The 16,423-nt window shown below is 44.5% G+C and carries 15 protein-coding genes; all 15 read left to right on the forward strand.

The features are described from left to right. The first annotated feature begins 8 nt into the window (after positions 1 to 8). The 15 genes from SELSP_RS00210 to pseG all read left to right on the forward strand — a co-directional run bounded on the left by SELSP_RS00210 (position 9) and on the right by pseG (position 16,334). Positions 9 to 992: a GDP-mannose 4,6-dehydratase gene (locus tag SELSP_RS00210; RefSeq protein WP_013740471.1), complete on the forward strand. Its 984-nt coding sequence runs from the start codon at positions 9 to 11 to the stop codon at positions 990 to 992. A gap of 4 nt (positions 993 to 996) precedes the next feature. After that, entirely contained in the window at positions 997 to 2,031 is a 1,035-nt protein-coding gene (gmd, locus tag SELSP_RS00215) for a GDP-mannose 4,6-dehydratase (RefSeq protein ID WP_006192673.1), read from the forward strand. A 4-nt stretch (positions 2,032 to 2,035) separates the two neighbouring features. Beyond that, on the forward strand, positions 2,036 to 2,977 hold the full coding sequence (locus SELSP_RS00220; RefSeq protein ID WP_006192674.1) for a GDP-L-fucose synthase family protein: 942 nt from the start codon (positions 2,036 to 2,038) through the stop codon (positions 2,975 to 2,977). 24 nt (positions 2,978 to 3,001) lie between these two features. After that, positions 3,002 to 4,747: an ABC transporter ATP-binding protein gene (locus tag SELSP_RS00225; protein ID WP_006192675.1), complete on the forward strand. Its 1,746-nt coding sequence runs from the start codon at positions 3,002 to 3,004 to the stop codon at positions 4,745 to 4,747. A 48-nt stretch (positions 4,748 to 4,795) separates the two neighbouring features. Continuing rightward, positions 4,796 to 6,406, forward strand: coding sequence for a capsular polysaccharide export protein, LipB/KpsS family (locus SELSP_RS11705; protein ID WP_013740472.1), 1,611 nt, complete (start codon positions 4,796 to 4,798; stop codon positions 6,404 to 6,406). Then, positions 6,390 to 7,532: a Coenzyme F420 hydrogenase/dehydrogenase, beta subunit C-terminal domain gene (locus SELSP_RS11780; RefSeq protein WP_006192677.1), complete on the forward strand. Its 1,143-nt coding sequence runs from the start codon at positions 6,390 to 6,392 to the stop codon at positions 7,530 to 7,532. Before SELSP_RS11705 ends, SELSP_RS11780 begins: the two co-directional genes overlap by 17 nt. 409 nt (positions 7,533 to 7,941) lie before the next feature. Further along, on the forward strand, positions 7,942 to 8,202 hold the full coding sequence (locus SELSP_RS11785; protein ID WP_071585616.1) for a DapH/DapD/GlmU-related protein: 261 nt from the start codon (positions 7,942 to 7,944) through the stop codon (positions 8,200 to 8,202). Continuing rightward, on the forward strand, positions 8,174 to 9,232 hold the full coding sequence (locus SELSP_RS00235; protein ID WP_006192678.1) for a polysaccharide pyruvyl transferase family protein: 1,059 nt from the start codon (positions 8,174 to 8,176) through the stop codon (positions 9,230 to 9,232). Before SELSP_RS11785 ends, SELSP_RS00235 begins: the two co-directional genes overlap by 29 nt. Before the next feature lie 149 nt (positions 9,233 to 9,381). Beyond that, entirely contained in the window at positions 9,382 to 9,771 is a 390-nt protein-coding gene (locus SELSP_RS00240; RefSeq protein ID WP_232362352.1) for an acyltransferase, read from the forward strand. A 178-nt stretch (positions 9,772 to 9,949) separates the two neighbouring features. After that, the gene (pseB, locus tag SELSP_RS00245) at positions 9,950 to 10,933 is read left to right on the forward strand and encodes a UDP-N-acetylglucosamine 4,6-dehydratase (inverting) (protein ID WP_013740473.1); all 984 of its coding nucleotides are present in this window, start codon (positions 9,950 to 9,952) and stop codon (positions 10,931 to 10,933) included. Beyond that, on the forward strand, positions 10,930 to 12,087 hold the full coding sequence (gene pseC, locus SELSP_RS00250) for a UDP-4-amino-4,6-dideoxy-N-acetyl-beta-L-altrosamine transaminase (RefSeq protein WP_006192681.1): 1,158 nt from the start codon (positions 10,930 to 10,932) through the stop codon (positions 12,085 to 12,087). The genes pseB and pseC overlap by 4 nt, the downstream gene beginning before the upstream one ends. 32 nt (positions 12,088 to 12,119) lie before the next feature. Next, positions 12,120 to 13,001, forward strand: a complete 882-nt coding sequence (locus tag SELSP_RS00255) for an aldo/keto reductase (RefSeq protein ID WP_006192682.1) — start codon at positions 12,120 to 12,122, stop codon at positions 12,999 to 13,001. 142 nt (positions 13,002 to 13,143) lie between these two features. After that, a complete protein-coding gene (locus SELSP_RS00260; protein ID WP_006192683.1) occupies positions 13,144 to 13,899 on the forward strand; it encodes a cytidylyltransferase domain-containing protein in 756 nt (251 codons plus the stop codon). Positions 13,900 to 13,954: 55 nt separating this feature from the next. Further along, positions 13,955 to 15,247: an aspartate aminotransferase family protein gene (locus SELSP_RS00265; protein ID WP_006192684.1), complete on the forward strand. Its 1,293-nt coding sequence runs from the start codon at positions 13,955 to 13,957 to the stop codon at positions 15,245 to 15,247. A gap of 58 nt (positions 15,248 to 15,305) precedes the next feature. Next, complete coding sequence (pseG, locus tag SELSP_RS00270) at positions 15,306 to 16,334, forward strand: UDP-2,4-diacetamido-2,4,6-trideoxy-beta-L-altropyranose hydrolase (RefSeq protein ID WP_232362353.1); 1,029 nt, start codon at positions 15,306 to 15,308, stop codon at positions 16,332 to 16,334. Positions 16,335 to 16,423 lie beyond the last annotated feature (89 nt).

Below are 16,423 nucleotides of genomic sequence, written 5' to 3' on the forward strand. Positions count from 1 at the left end.
GGTGTGCAATGAAGACAGCGTTGATTACTGGTATCAATGGACAAGATGGTTCATATCTGGCAGAGTATCTTCTGGATAGAGGCTATGAGGTTTATGGTGTTGTTCGACGCTCAAGCATTGAAAATGCGGAGAAGATGCGAAATGTCTTGCCGTTTTTGAATCGCATCCGTGTTGTTCCATGCGCGTTGGAAAATGCGTTGTCTGTATATAAACTTTTTGTCCAAGTTCGGCCAGATGAGTGCTATCATCTGGCTGCATCCAGTTTTGTAAGCTATGCATTGGAAGATGATCTTTCTATCATGATGAATAATTTTACGACAACACACAATATCTTATCCAGTATTGTGGAAACTTGTCCGTCTTGTCGTATGTATTTTGCTGGCTCTAGTGAGATTTTTGGGAATGTCAAAGAAGCGCCTCAGTCTGAGGAAACGGCGTATAATCCTCGTTCTGTATACGGAATATCTAAGATGGCAGGGCATAGCTTGATTAAAAATTACAGGGAGAGGTATAATGTATATGCATGTACAGGTTTTACCTATAATCATGAGTCTCCACGAAGAGGGTATAATTTTGTTACACGGAAGATTACATCATTCGTTGCCGGTATCATTTTAGGTGCAGAAAATAAGCTTGAACTTGGAAATCTTGATGCCGTCCGAGACTGGGGATATGCGCCCGAATATGTGGAAGCAATGCATAAAATGCTGCAGCAAGACATGCCGAAAGACTATGTCATTGCAACAGGAGCTTTGCATAGTGTAAGAGAATTGCTGGAGATTGCCTTTGGCAAGGTTGGCCTAGACTATCAAGAATACATTCATGTCAATGAGGCGTTTTTGCGCCCCGAAGGAGCGATCCCGTTGGTAGGGAATGCATCTGCCATCTATCAAGATTTGGGATGGAGAGCAAAAAAAGGGATTGAAGAGATTATCAGTGACATGGTAGAGACGGATATACAGATTCTTAAGAAACGTAACGAAAAGAGGTAAAAAGATGAAAAAAGCATTGGTTACTGGTATCACAGGCCAGGATGGCTCCTACTTGGCAGAACTCTTGTTGGAAAAAGGATATGAAGTGCACGGGATGATTCGTCGTCACAGTACGCCCTGCACAGAACGTATAGATCATATCTGCATATCTGACCTAATGGATGAAAAATTTTTCTTACACTATGGGGATCTTACGGATTCGTGCAATCTTTTATCTTTGCTGGGACAGATTCGCCCGGACGAGGTATACAATCTGGGGGCGCAGTCGCATGTTGCCGTATCTTTCGAAGTGCCAGAGTATACGGCAGATGCTACGGGTGTGGGGACCATACGCTTGTTGGAGGCGATTCGGCAAAGCGGGATTCAATGCAAGTTCTACCAGGCTTCGACTTCGGAACTTTTTGGCGGTCTTCCGAATACAGCTCCGCAGAGTGAAAGGACTCCTTTTTATCCCAAGAGTCCTTATGGCGCGGCGAAGCTATATTCGTATTGGATTACGGTGAATTATCGTGAATCTTATGGGCTGTTTGCATGTAATGGGATATTGTTCAATCATGAATCTCCGCGTCGAGGAGAAACTTTTGTTACACGAAAAATTACGGTAGCAGTTGCGAATATCATGGCAGGTAAGCAGGAAAAGCTGTCTCTTGGGAATCTTGATGCCAAAAGAGACTGGGGATTTGCTGGGGATTATGTCGAGGGCATGTGGCGAATTTTACAGCAGGAAAAGCCTTCAGATTATGTTTTGGCTACGAATGAGACGCATACCGTACGTGAGTTCGTAGAGTTGGCATTTGGTGAAGTTGGCGTGAAGTTGGAGTGGAAGGGATTTGGTGTAGATGAAAAAGGTATTTGCACGAAAACAGGGAAAATCCTTGTTGATGTGAATCCGCAATATTTTCGTCCGGCAGAAGTAGATTTGCTTTGGGGAGATCCGACCAAAGCGGAAAAAGAGCTGGGCTGGAGACGGAAGGTTGGTTTTAAGGATTTAGTATCTATGATGGTGCGGGCAGATATGCAGCTTTACGGCAAGGGGTGAGCACATGGAAAAAAGTGCAAAAATATATGTCGCAGGGCATCGTGGTATGGTAGGATCGGCAATCATGCGCAAGCTGAAAGCCGACGGATATGAAAATCTGCTGTTGCGTTCATCCAAAGAATTGGATTTGACTCGGCAGGACGATGTAGAGAAATTCTTTGCTGAAGAGAATCCTGAATATGTCTTTTTGGCGGCTGCTAAGGTAGGTGGGATATTGGCAAATAGCCGCTATCCCGCTGACTTTATGTATGATAATATGATGATGGAGATGAATGTCATTCATGCAGCTTATCATAATGGTGTCAAAAAGCTTCTTTTTTTGGGGAGTTCCTGTATATACCCTCGATTAGCAACACAACCGATGAAAGAGTCCGTTCTTTTGACGGGTGCGTTGGAGGAGACAAATGAAGCCTATGCATTGGCTAAGATATCTGGATTGAAGTACTGTGAGTATCTCAATAGACAATGCGGAACGGATTATATTTCTGTTATGCCTACGAATCTTTACGGTCCGAATGATAATTATCATGCGGAAAATTCTCATGTGCTGCCGGCGCTTATTCGCAGATTCTATGAAGCAAAAGAGAAAAATCTACCGATTGTTGAGATATGGGGAACGGGAACTCCTAAACGTGAATTCCTTTATGTAGATGATTTGGCCGATGCCTGCGTTTTTCTCATGCAGGAATATACAGGAAATGAAACGATCAATATTGGAACTGGCAAAGAACTTTCGATTGCTGAGTTGGCAGCATTGGTGAAGCAGATTGTGGGGTATCATGGAGAGATCCGATATGATGCATCGAAACCGGATGGTATGCCACGCAAACTTTTGGATGTAGGAAAACTTACTGCGTTGGGATGGTCATATAAAACGGAGCTGTCAGAAGGAATCCGACTCGCATATGAGGATTTTTTAAGCCATTCCATTCGTACGGAAAGATAAGCGAACAGACTGGAGATTAGAACAATGTTGAAGTCTTTTTTTAAGATATTTACGATTTTTCCTCGCAGAGAACTTCGATATTGTGCCTTTATCATTGCTTGTATGGTTTTTGGTGCTGTACTGGAGGCGGTGGGAATTGGTGCCATTTTGCCGCTTATTTCCATTATGGGGCAGCCGGATTTTCTCCAGACTAATCCGGCTGTCATGACGCTTGCAGCCTTTTTTCATATCAATACACATACGGAACTCATTATTTTTCTTGCAATAGGGTTGATGATGCTCTATGTTTTGAAGAATATGTATCTTACATGGCAGATCAATCTCCAGGCTCGTTTTTCCATGCGTCAGCAGGTGTATTATTCGAATCAGCTCATGGCGACGTATCTAGGCAAGCCGTATATATATCATTTGGATCATAATTCGGCGACACTTTTACGAAATGTTAATTCTGTAGGGACAGCGGTCTTTGCGAATATCTTAATGCCGACTTTTGCGCTATTGGCTGAAACTATTACAGCTTTTGCCATATGGGTCATGCTGGTGTTTGTAGATGCCTTTACCGCCATTCTGGTTGCAGGCTTTATGGGTGGCATGATCTATATGATTATGAAGGCGTTTCGCCGAAAGATTGTTCGACAGGGCGAGCTGCAAATGGCGTATGCCTCTGAGTATATAAAATGGTTGAATCAAGGCTTGGGGGCGATAAAAGAAACTAAGGTGACGGGAAATGAGGGATATTTTTTAAAACGCTTTTCTGAGGCGTATGATGTGTTTGGAAATGCCTATCGCATCTTTCAAGTATTCGTTCAAACGCCAAAGTTATTGATCGAGACATTTGTGATTTCGAGTTTATTGTTGCTCATCGTCGTCAAATTATTTTTGGGGAATGCGCCGATGGATATCGTTCCGCTCTTAGGAGTTTTGGCATTGGCTGCATTTCGTCTCATGCCGAGTGCGAATCGCATGGTGGCGATATCGAATGGCATAAAATTTCAAATGCCTTTTTTTGAAGAATTATATGATGAACTTATCGAAATAAAATATAGGCAATCCAAAGGAAGAAGCATTCTTTTCAAAAGTACAGAGAGAATCGTATCTTTCAAGCATGCCATTCACATATCGGATGTTTGCTTTCAATATCCTGATACTGAGCGAAAAATCTTAGATGGGGTATCGCTATCTTTCCCCAAAGGCGCCTTTGTTGGTATTACAGGTGCATCAGGTGCCGGAAAAACGACCTTTATTGACATTCTGCTTGGTTTGTTGAAGCCTGTGCAAGGAAAAATAGAGGTGGATGGACAAGACATATGGCAAGATATTTCTGCGTGGCGCAGAATATTGGCCTATGTTCCGCAGAGCATATATCTGATTGATGGAAGCATACGAGAAAATATCGCCTTGGGTATCTCGGAAGAACAGATTGATGATGAGCGTATTGAGCGTGTGCTGAGAATGGCGGAACTCAGCTCGTTTGTGAAAGAACTGCCGGATGGTGTAGAAACGGAGGTGGGCGAAAGGGGTGTCAAGCTATCGGGTGGGCAAAGACAACGTATTGGCATTGCGCGAGCTTTGTATCTGAATCCGCAGATTCTTGTCTTGGATGAAGCAACTTCCGCATTGGATCATGAGACGGAGCAGAATATTACAAATACGATTCTGAATCTAAGGGGGCATTTAACCATCATCGCCGTCGCGCATAGAACTAGCACTTTGGAATCTTGCGACCTGCGTGTTCATTTTTCTGAAGGCAGGGCAGAGTTGATGGTGTAATTGTTTGATGCTGGATATTATACGTATGTGTTTTGAGGGAGTTTTCTCATGATTGAACGTATTGGACGATTTATAAAACGGAATTTGAAAAAACGATTCTGTAAGCCCGTATCTGTGGGAGAAATGGAGTTTGCTTCTTTGAATGCGCCGTTTTGGCAAGATGAAAAGATTGCATCGACTGTGGAGAAACGTATTTTAGTTTATGTTGCGGGCGACTATATTACCCCTGTTGTCGAAACAATGTTGTTTGCAAAACGGTTATCGAAGGAAAGGGAAATGCCGCTCGATGTCTTAGGTGGAAGCGACATCTTATACAAACCTGTACGCAGTGTATATCAGTCGTTTCATATTCGTTCTGTTCTTGATGCTGAAATGGGGTGGCTTGAAAAGGCTAAAGTACTGTATGAAGCCATATTGGCTTGGCGCATGTGGCGCGAAGGAAACGACATACTCGCCATGACGTATGATGGCATCCCCATTGGAGAGGAACTCTATGATGCAATCTTGTCACATAATAGAGAACAGTACACGGTTGATAAAATCGAATTAAAGCATATATATGACGCCTATCTTTTTTATAAAAATATACATATTGCGAAGAGGATATTTCATTCGCAAAGGTATGGTGTGTTCATATTTTCGGACGGAGATTATATCAACTCTCCTTTTGTTAAGTTTGCAGCGAAATATGGTGCAGAGATTTATCAGACAAGTGTAGGGAGAGTCCTTTTTCATAAAATAATTAAGGATTTTACATTAAAGTACAGTAGTCAGATTACGCACCAGATGTATGAGGAATGTCGGGCGATGGTGCCAAGACGAATAATTGATCAATATTTGACAGAGCGCTTTCGTGGCGAAGCAAAGGCTGACTATGATCGACAGGCTTTTTTTGGAAAAAAGGAGTATTCTAAAGAGGATCTTTGTAAATTTTCCGGACTGTCTTTTGATTCAGACTGTAAATTTGTTGTCGTGGCAGCGCATGCTTTTTCGGATCGCCCACATTCTGGTGATATTATGGTTTACAGGGATTATTACCAATGGCTGATTGAAACCCTCAAGCTTCTTGACAAGGTGGAAGGCGTCGTAGTATTTGTGAAAGAGCACCCATCTGCATTGCTGTATGGTGAAAAAGGCAGCATTTCACATCTGGTCAGGCAATATGGTTGGAAACAGATCTATACCTTACCGGAGGATTTTCATACGTATAGCATCTTCCGTTATTTTGACTATGTTGTGACTTGTAAAGGGACTATTGGCTTGGAAGCGGCATCTTTTGGAATTCCCGTTTTTACCGCAGGGCAGGGATATTATTATGGATTCGGTGTAGATATAAATTCAACTACGACGGCTGAATATGAACAACGACTACAAAATATCAAAAGATATGAACGTTTGCCGGAAACGGTGCAAGAACGTGCCAGAATTTTGCTTTATCTGATGGGGCAAATTACGCCGCCTTATGCGCCGTCGGTTATTCCTGCAGATCGCTTTCGATCAGAGATAGCACAGTTGCGTTCTGAAGAGTATCAGTATACATATATTAATCAAAGATTGAGAGAGGGGAAGTCTATCAAAGATGAATATTATGAACGCATACTTAAGGATATTATCGTGTTTGATGAAACTGTAGGGACTATCTATGAAGATTTGTCATGATCTTGAGTCCTGTACTGGATGTACGGCTTGCAGGCATATTTGTCCTGTTTCCGCGATTACGATGCGAGAGAACAGTGAGGGATTCTTATATCCGAAAGTAAATGAAAGCCTGTGCGTACATTGTGGACGATGTGTTCAGGTATGTCCACAAAATCATGTGCCGACTTATTATGCGCCTCGGGCTGTTTATGCCGTTAAACATAGGATGCAATCTGTTCGGGAACGGAGTACTTCTGGCGGAATGTTCACAGCATTGTCAGATTGGATATTGGATCAAGGGGGTGTAATATACGGTGCTGCTTTCGATGAAGCATTTGTGGTTTCGCATATTGTAGCAGACAATGCGATTGAACGAAATCGGATGCGAGGCTCCAAATATGTACAAAGTGTTCTTGGTGACGTTTTTGCACATATCGAATCCGATTTAAGAGAAAATCGTTATGTACTTTTTACGGGAACTCCTTGCCAGGTTGATGGCTTACGCAATTTTATAGGGAAAGCACATCATAAGCTGTTCTTAGTAGACATTGTGTGTTATGGAACGCCTAGCCCGCTGCTTTTTCGAGACTATATCCAGTTTATTCAGAAAGAGTATCAGACCGATATACGATGGTATACTTTTCGGAATAAGAAAGCGTCTTGGCGTACAGGAAAATCATTTTTAGAGCTTGAAAATAACAAGGCTGTATCAAAAGAAAAAACGGAGATTTTCGATCGTCTCTTTTGGTCTGGAAATATCATCCGCACATCCTGTTATGCATGTCCCTACACAAAACCGATACGTATTTCGGATATCACAATCGGAGATTGTTGGGGACTGGAGAAGATTCTGCCGACATTTGAAGATGCCTATGGTGTATCGCTCTGCCTAGTGAATACAAAGCAGGGAGAAAGAATCTTTGATGAAATTTTTCAAGCAATCGAGTGTCATGATATATCAAACTCCTTGGAGTGGCAACAGCCTCGTATGCAATCCCCGACAGAACGTCCCATTGCTAGAGAAGCGTTTTGGAGAGATTATCATAGGAAGGGATTCTTGTATGTTGCAAGAAAATATACACATTGGAATATCTTTCGTATAACGATTCGAAAAATACGTTTTGTCTTACACAGAATCTTTGGCTAGGAGGTATGTTATGATTAGCGCTTGGCGCTCATGGTATCACCGATATCGGCTCAATGCTTTTTTAAGAGCTAACCCAGATAAGATACATATTTGCAGGGGGGGCAAGTGACACGGTTTTTACGGAAACCGCAAATTTCCAATTTGCTTTACCACGGAAGGATATTGCAGTGAAGATTGGTAATGGGTGCAGGATCGGATGCAGTTTTATATTTTAATCCGACCAAGGGCATATTTCGATAGGTGATCGAACATTTATCAATGCAGGAACAAAATTGATTTCACGAGCAGGCATAAATATTGGTAGTGATGTAACGATTGTGTGGGGGTGCTATGTATATGACCATGATTCCCATTCGATAGATTGGCATGACCGTATTGAAGAAAAAAAGAGTACGGGAATGCGAATAATATGGAGGCATTGCTTTTAAAAAAATCATGGAAGAATGTTCGTGCTGCGCCCATACATATTGGCGATAAAGCCTGGCTAGGTTTCAATGTGATTGTATTAAAGGGTGTTTCCATTGGAGAGGGTGCGGTCATTGGCGCTGGTTCGGTAGTAACGTCAGATGTACCTGCATATAGCGTTGCAGTAGGTAATCCTGCTGCTGTTGTCAAGCGTTTGATTGTGGAGGAGGGTACTGATGAAGATCGGCATATTGACTTTCCATGATGGCATCAATTATGGCGCATATTTACAAGTATATTCACTCTATCGCACGTTGCAGAAGTTGGGAGCAGAACCTGAGATTCTGAATTATAAAGGCTTTTTCCACTGGCGGTGGGAATATCGCTGCTTGATATGGACAAAACGCCCCGCTAGACTTGCAGCCAACCTAAAGAAGTTGATTGCCTTTAAAAGGTGTCAAAAGCTATTGAAGCAAACATCGTTCACTTTTCATAGAACGTGTTTACCGAATTATGATAAGGTTATCGTGGGCAGTGATGAAATATGGAATTATAGTGTTGCGCATGGAGATGATATTTATTTTGGCGTAGGTGTTCCTGCACGGGAGAAGTATGCTTATGCTGCGAGTTTTGGCTCTGTTGATGAAAATGATGAGATCCCAAAAAAACTTTTATCCGGATTAGAAACATTCCGGAATATTTCTGTTCGCGATGAAAATTCAATGAGATTGCTTCAGAGAAATCTTCCGCAGAAAGAGTGCATCAAGGTGTTGGATCCTACGTTGCTGTACGATTTCAATGGCGAAGAAGTAGAGCCTGTCGAAAAAAATTATATATTGATTTATACTACTGACAATGCCATTCCCGTATCCGTGCGAAATGAGATTATTTCGTTTGCCAGACAGCATAATAAAACTCTTGTGGCCGTTGGGTATCATATGCCGTGGTGTGAGAAGAATTTCAATACATTGAATCCGTTTGAGTGGGCTGGTTTTTTTAAGTGTGCCGATATGATTGTTACAACCATGTTTCATGGCACGATGTTTTCCATTAAATATAAAAAGGAGTTTTGTACGATTCTTGAACCGTATAGGGTGAACAAACTTAAAGATTTGTTGACGGAATTTGGTCTTGAAAAGAGAATTTATCAAGAAAAGAGCGGGCTGGAGGATGTGTTTCATGCCCCCATTGATTACGTGTCGGTCGAAGCGTGTTTGAAAGAAAGGAAAAAGATTTCTTTTGATTATATAAAGCGCATTATTGGAAAAGGTAACTGTGATTTGCATAAAGGCTGAATATTACAGGACTTGAAAGAGAGGCCGACATGTTGATTCTTAATATATATAGCCATATACGAGTTTTGTGCAAGCGGCTCATCTATAAAATTCTCTTTGGAAGGAAAGTTTCGTTTGGTAGTCATGTGCACTTTCGGAGGGGATTTTCTTTGCTCATTCTTGAGCAGGGAAAGGTGGAAATTGGTAGATATGTATTTTTTAATAATGATTGTTCCATCGTGGCAAGGGAATATATATTTATTGGAGCATATACGATGATGGGGGAAAATGTAAAATTATATGACCATAATCATCGTATATCCAATCCGAATATATTGAAAAGAGATCAAGGTTTTAAAAATCGTCCGATTAAGATTGGGAGAAATTGTTGGATTGGCAATAATGTTACTTTGCTAGGAGGAGCGGATATAGGGGATAATAGTGTGGTTGGTGCAGGGTGTATTGTCGACTGCGTTATTCCTGCTGATACGATTGTGACAATGAACCGAGAACTGCGAATGTGTCCGATTTGTTGGAAAGATATGGGCCAGCTTTCATAAATTTCGTAATAAACCATACGGAAAAATGCTTGCCTTACGAAGAGTTGTATGTAATCCTTACATGAAAATGTGGAGAAGAGTTGTAGATTTAATGTGCTTGTGATATTCTATTCATAAGTGTCTAGTATGATGTTTCTCTTGGGAAAGAGGGATGGGGAAATCAAAGGAGGAAGTTGGCTTGTTCAACGGGAAAAATATACTTGTTACAGGCGGTACAGGCTCATTTGGGAAGACATTTATTAAGATATTGCTTGCCCAATATCAACCGAATAAAATTATTGTGTACTCTCGCGATGAGCTCAAACAGTTTGAGATGCAGCAAAGTTTTAATGCGTCCTGCATGCGTTACTTCATCGGTGATGTACGCGATGGAGAGCGATTGAAATATGCGATGGAAGGTGTTCATTTCGTCGTACATGCGGCTGCATTGAAGCAGGTGCCGGCGGCGGAATACAATCCTATGGAGTGCATCAAGACGAATGTGAACGGCGCACAGAACGTCATTGATGCGGCACTCCATGCAGGGGTCAAGAAGGTCATTGCGCTCTCAACGGATAAAGCGGCGAATCCGATCAACCTCTACGGTGCAACGAAACTCTGCTCGGACAAGCTCTTCACGGCTGCAAATAACTTTGTTGGGGCAAAAGAAACGCGCTTTTCTGTGGTTCGTTATGGCAACGTTGTTGGCAGTCGAGGCTCCGTCGTGCCGTTTTTCAAGCGTCTTGTGCATGAAGGGGCAAAGGAGCTGCCGATTACTGATCCGAGGATGACCCGTTTCTGGCTTTGCTTGGAGGATGGCGTAGAGTTTGTTCTCAAAAGTTTTGCCCGCATGAAGGGCGGCGAAATCTTTATTCCGAAGATCCCGTCGATGCGAATCACGGATCTTGCCGAGGCGATTGCGCCGGGGCTTCCGACGAAGGTAATTGGGATCCGGCCGGGAGAGAAGCTTCATGAAGTTATGTGCCCATCTGATTTGTATTATGAAACGTTGGAGTTTGCGGATCATTTTGTCATCATGCCGTCAACGCAGGAGCAAACCGTGGATTATACGACGAATGCACTGGGAGAAACTGGTCGTCTGGTACCGGATGGTTTTGACTATAATTCCGGCAATAATCCGCATTTCCTGACCGTACAGGAACTTCGGGAGATGAACCCATGATATATTATGGAAAACAAGATGTGAACGAATCAGACATACAGGCAGTAGAAGATGTTCTGCGTTCAGATTTCTTGACACAGGGACCTGCCATTGAGCGTTTTGAAAATCAAGTGGCGGCATATTGCGGGGCAAAATATGCCGTAGCTGTGACGAATGCAACGTCGGCACTTCATATCGCATGCCTTGCTGCAGGTCTTGGTGAGGGCGACCTTCTGTGGACAAGTCCGATCACCTTTGTTGCGTCAGCAAATTGCGCGCGCTATTGCGGTGCGGATGTAGACTTTGTCGATATTGATGAAAAGACTTACAATATGAGTGTTCCAGCGCTGGAGGAAAAACTGCAGCAGGCAAAGCAAAAAGGGCGACTGCCGAAGATTGTCGTTCCGGTGCATTTGGCAGGACAGTCTTGTGATATGCGAGCCATGCGGCAACTGGCTGAGGAATATGGCTTTATTCTGTTGGAAGATGCTTCTCATGCCGTGGGAGCGGATTATCTTGATGCGAAGGTCGGCAGTTGCAGATTTTCGGATATGACGGTGTTCAGTTTCCATCCTGTAAAGATCATTACGACCGGTGAAGGCGGTATGGTGCTGACAAATAACAAAGAGCTTTATGAGAAACTCGTGCTTTATCGAAGCCACGGCATTACGCGTGATCCGGATAAGATGACGCATGCAGCGGATGGGGCATGGTATTATCAGCAAATCTTTCTCGGCTATAATTATCGCATGACGGATATCCAAGCGGCTCTCGGGTGCAGCCAGATGGAGCGTTTGGATGATTTTGTTGAGCGCCGGCGGACGCTGGCTCAACAATATGATGCGTTGCTGAAGGGATTGCCGTTCGTGACGCCGTATGTCATGGACGGGACGAATCCCTCATGGCATATTTACATTGTTCGCATGAATTGCAGGCAGATAAAAAAATTAAAACAGCAAATATTTGTTGAGATGAAAGAGCGGGGAATCGCATTGAATCTCCACTACATTCCCGTGCATAGGCAGCCTTATTATGAAAAATTGGGGTTTCGACAAGGCGATTTTCCTCACAGTGAAAAGTACTATGAGGAAGCGTTCACACTCCCGCTCTATTGCAGCTTGACGGATGCCGAGCAGGAGCATATTGTCAACTGCCTGCAGGAAATTTTGCGATAATCCATAAGCTCTGAGAGGAAAGGCGATTCTTGATGCAGGATTTGACGGCAAAACTCTGTCTTGGTACAGTGCAGCTTGGGATGAAATATGGTGTAAAAAATGAGCTTGGCCGCCAACCGACGGATGAGGAGGCCTTTTCCGTCTTGGATGCGGCGCTTGCGGCGGGAATTACGGCTTTCGATACGGCACGAGCTTACGGTACGGCAGAGGAGCTGCTGGGGCGCTTCGGATTGGCTGAAAAAGGTGCGCACATTGTTTCCAAACTCCATCCCAATACGGCTAATCGTGAGGAGGCGGTTCTTTCGGAGCTGCATGAATCCTTGCAATCGCTGCGTGCGAAAAAAATATTCTGCTATATGCTGCATCGTGCGGGCGATCTTCAAAAGAGCGGTATTATGGCCGGTTTGAGCAAGGCAAAAGCGCTGGGATTGACGAAAACCATCGGCGTGAGTATCTATGAACCGGAAGAGGCGATGGAGGCAGCGCTGCATCCTTTGGTCGATGTGATTCAAATTCCCTATAATGTATTGGATCAGCGATTGGACGCTTGTGGATTTTTTTTGCAGGCGGCAAAGAACGGCAAGCGCGTTTATGCACGCAGTGCGTTCTTGCAAGGTCTCCTGCTCATGTCTCCGCAAGAGGCGGAGGCTTCTGTGAGCGGGAGCGGCGTTTTTGTTTCAAAGTTTCAAGATATTGCACGAAAAGAAGGCTATATGAATACGGAAGCGGCGATGCTCTATGTGCTTTCGCATCCGCAGATCGACGGTGTCATTTTTGGCGTAGATACAGTCGAGCAGCTGCGGGAAAATGTGAAAATATTGAAACGGGGAGAAGAGTTTTCAAGCTGCCGCAAGCAGTTTAGAAGAAGTTTTGAGAATGTTCCGCGCGAAGTCGTAGTTCCAAGCTTATGGTGAGGGGGACTTGCAATCTGATATATTGCAGAAGGATTCCTATAATATTGTTTGCATATAGTATGAACTTCGTGAATGAATGAGTTATTTTCTTTGTATAAGCGTGTTGCTTTTTGTGTCTGTCACAGCAAGAAAGGATAAATAGATGATTCTTTCTATCATTCAAGCGCGTACATCATCCACTCGTTTGCCGGGGAAGGTGCTTTTGCCGCTTGCGGGGAAGCCGATGATCGTGCAGGAAATACAGCGTCTTTCCCGTAGCCAAAAGATTGATAAGATCGTTCTTGCGACGAGTACGGATGCAAGTGACGACGAGCTTTGCACGGTCGTCACGACGGGAGGCGTGGAAGTTTATCGCGGCGATTTGACTGATGTGTTGGATCGCTATTATCGTTGCGCGAGAAAATACGGTGCGGATCATGTCGTGCGGATTACGGGGGATTGCCCCGTGATTGATTGGCGGCTTGTGGATACCGTGATCGCACGCCATATTGCGGAACAAAACGATTATACCCATATGACAGAGCGCTTTCCCGATGGTTTGGATACCGAGGTGATGACTTTTGCCGCATTAGAACGGGCACAGCGCGAGGCGACGCTTTTGTCGGAGCGTGAGCACGTGACGCTTTACTTCAGAAAGCACCTGGAGATTTTCCGTATAGGCACAGTGGATTCTCAAGCGGATTATGGGGATTTGCGCTGGACAGTGGATGAAATGCGTGACTTTACATTTATTGAAGCTGTCTATGAACATCTTTTTCCGCTGAAAAATGATTTTACCATGGAAGATATGATATCCCTCTTGAAGGAGCATAAAGATCTTCTTGAGATAAATCGCGGCATTACTCGCAATGAAGGACTGCAAAAATCATTGGCGGAGGAAGCCGCGCAATCGGAATAATTGTGTATATGATATAATGTGATGAGTGGTTTGGAGTGTGGGGAGGAATATTTCGATGGAAATCAACAAGAGAAGCTTGGAAAAGTCGGAAGAACTGTGGCAGACCGCACAGGATACAATTCTTTCCGGATGCCAGCTTTACAGTAAAGGGCCGGAAACGCACATCAAAGGAGTGTCCCCTATCTATATCGATCATGGCAAGGGGGCGCATGTCTGGGATCTGGATGGCAATGAGTATATTGATTACGATATGGGCTTGGGGCCAATCATTCTCGGATATCAGTATAAAGCTGTCGATGATGCGGTGCGCGCTCAGCTTCAGAGAGGCATGGGGTATTCGCTTGTCGCGCCGGAGGAAGTCGAATATGCAAAACTTTGCGTGAAACATATCCCGAGCGCGGGGAAGGTACGCTTCCTCAAGACTGGATCTTCTGCGACTGAGGCTGCTGTGCGGATTGCACGCTGTTATACGGGGAGAAAACATATCGTTCGCGGCGAATATCACGGCTGGCATGAATGGACGACGGCGGCAGAAAGTGTTCGCCAGGGCGGAATCTTGCCGGAGGTTCGTCAGTTCGTTCATAAATTCGACTATAACGATTTAGCGAAAGTGGAAGAATATTTTGAAACGTATAAGGGGGAGATTGCAGCGGTCATCACGGAAGCCGTTGAGATAGAGCCTCCGAAAGAAGGGTTCCTTAAGCGACTGAAGGAATTGTGCCATAGAAACGGCGCACTCCTTATTTTCGATGAGGTGGTCAATGGTTTCCGTTTCTCTATTGGTGGAGCGCAAGCGTACTTCGGGGTAACGCCGGATCTTTCGACGTTTGGCAAGGCGGCGGCAAACGGTATGCCGCTCTCCATCGTTGCAGGACGCAAAGACATCATGGAAGAAGTGGATAAGAGCATTTTTATCTCGACGACGTTTGGCGGAGAGTGCCTCTCCCTTGCGGCGGGTATTGCCGTAATGAAGGCTTTGGAATCAGGAGAAGTGACGAAGGCAATTTGGGAGAAGGGGAAGTATCTCCAAGATAACTTCCGACGTCTTGCAAAGGAGCTTGACGTCCCCATTGATCTTTCAGGCTATCCTTGCCGATTGAATCTTGAGTACACGGATTATGAAGGCAGGAAGGATTGGCTATACAATTCGATCTTCATGCAGGAAAGCGTGAAGCGCGGCGTGCTTCTGGGGTGGCATATCTTCCCGTGCTACTCACATACGCAGGAAGATCTGGATTTCACTCTGAATGTCTTTGAAGATGCGATGAAGGTCTATCGTGAGGCATTGAAGAGCGGTCATCCGGAGAGGTATATGGAAGGGCAGCCCCTGAAGATCGTTTTAGGATAATTTTTCGACGTGTATATTGGCAGGTGAGGAAGGAATGGGCTGCACAGTCGCTGTTCGAGTGGATTCGTCGGAGCTGATCGGGAGCGGTCACTTGATGCGTTGTCTGACTCTGGCGGAGAGAATGTGCTTTGATGGAGCGGATGTTCATTTTATTTGTCGCGATCTGGCAGGAAATCTCAATCATCTTGTTGAGGAGAGGGGCTTTGCATTACATATCCTGCCTCACCATACACCTGAACGAAGCCTTATGGGATATGAGGCATGGCTTACGGTGGTGCCGGAACTGGATGCCGAAGAAACGGCGGAAGTCCTCCGTGCCATCCGGCCCGTGTCGCGTCTTGTGGTGGACAGCTATGCTTTGGATGCTTCATGGGAGCAGAAGATGCGCCCTTTGGCAAGTGAGATCTTCGTGATTGACGATTTGGCAAACCGCAGGCACGATTGCGATTTCTTGCTCGATCAGAATTTCTATCGCGACTTGCAGCATCGCTACGACGATCTTGTCCCCGAGAAATGTAAACTTTTGCTTGGTCCACGCTACGCGCTTTTGCGGCAGGAATTCTATGAAGTGAAGGCAAGACTTGTGCCGCGGGATGGAAGTTTGCGCCGCATCCTTGTGTTCTATGGCGGCAGTGATCGAACGCAGGAAACGGAAAAAGCGATTCGTGCGCTTGTTCAGCTCCAGCTTTCGTCTGTGGCTGTGGATGTGGTTGTCGGCGGAAGCAATCCGAGGCGCGAACAGATTGAGAGACTTTGCAGGCAACATGATTTTCTTCGCTATCATTGCCAAGTGGAGAATATGGCAGAACTTATGGCAAAGGCCGACCTTTGTCTCGGTGCCGGGGGCACAACGACATGGGAACGGTGTTTTCTAGGGTTGCCTACCATTGTTACGGCTATTGCCGAGAATCAGTTTGAAATTTGTCGGGACTGTGCAGAGGCAGGGCTTATTTATTCTCTGGGAAGATGGGATAAAGTAACCGATAGGGATATTATAAGAGCCGTGCAGGAGTTCCTAAATGTGAATTCACTTAGCCGATTTCAGCATAATTGTCAATTAGAATGTTGGAGGGCCATGGAACGATAAATGTTGTTTTGAATTTCATGTGGTTTGGGAAGAGGTTTATCCTTGTCTCTGATCTGCTTGGATAAGGAACGCGATTAGTTTCTAGTTTC

Source organism: Selenomonas sputigena ATCC 35185, assembly GCF_000208405.1.
Lineage (GTDB): Bacteria > Bacillota > Negativicutes > Selenomonadales > Selenomonadaceae > Selenomonas > Selenomonas sputigena.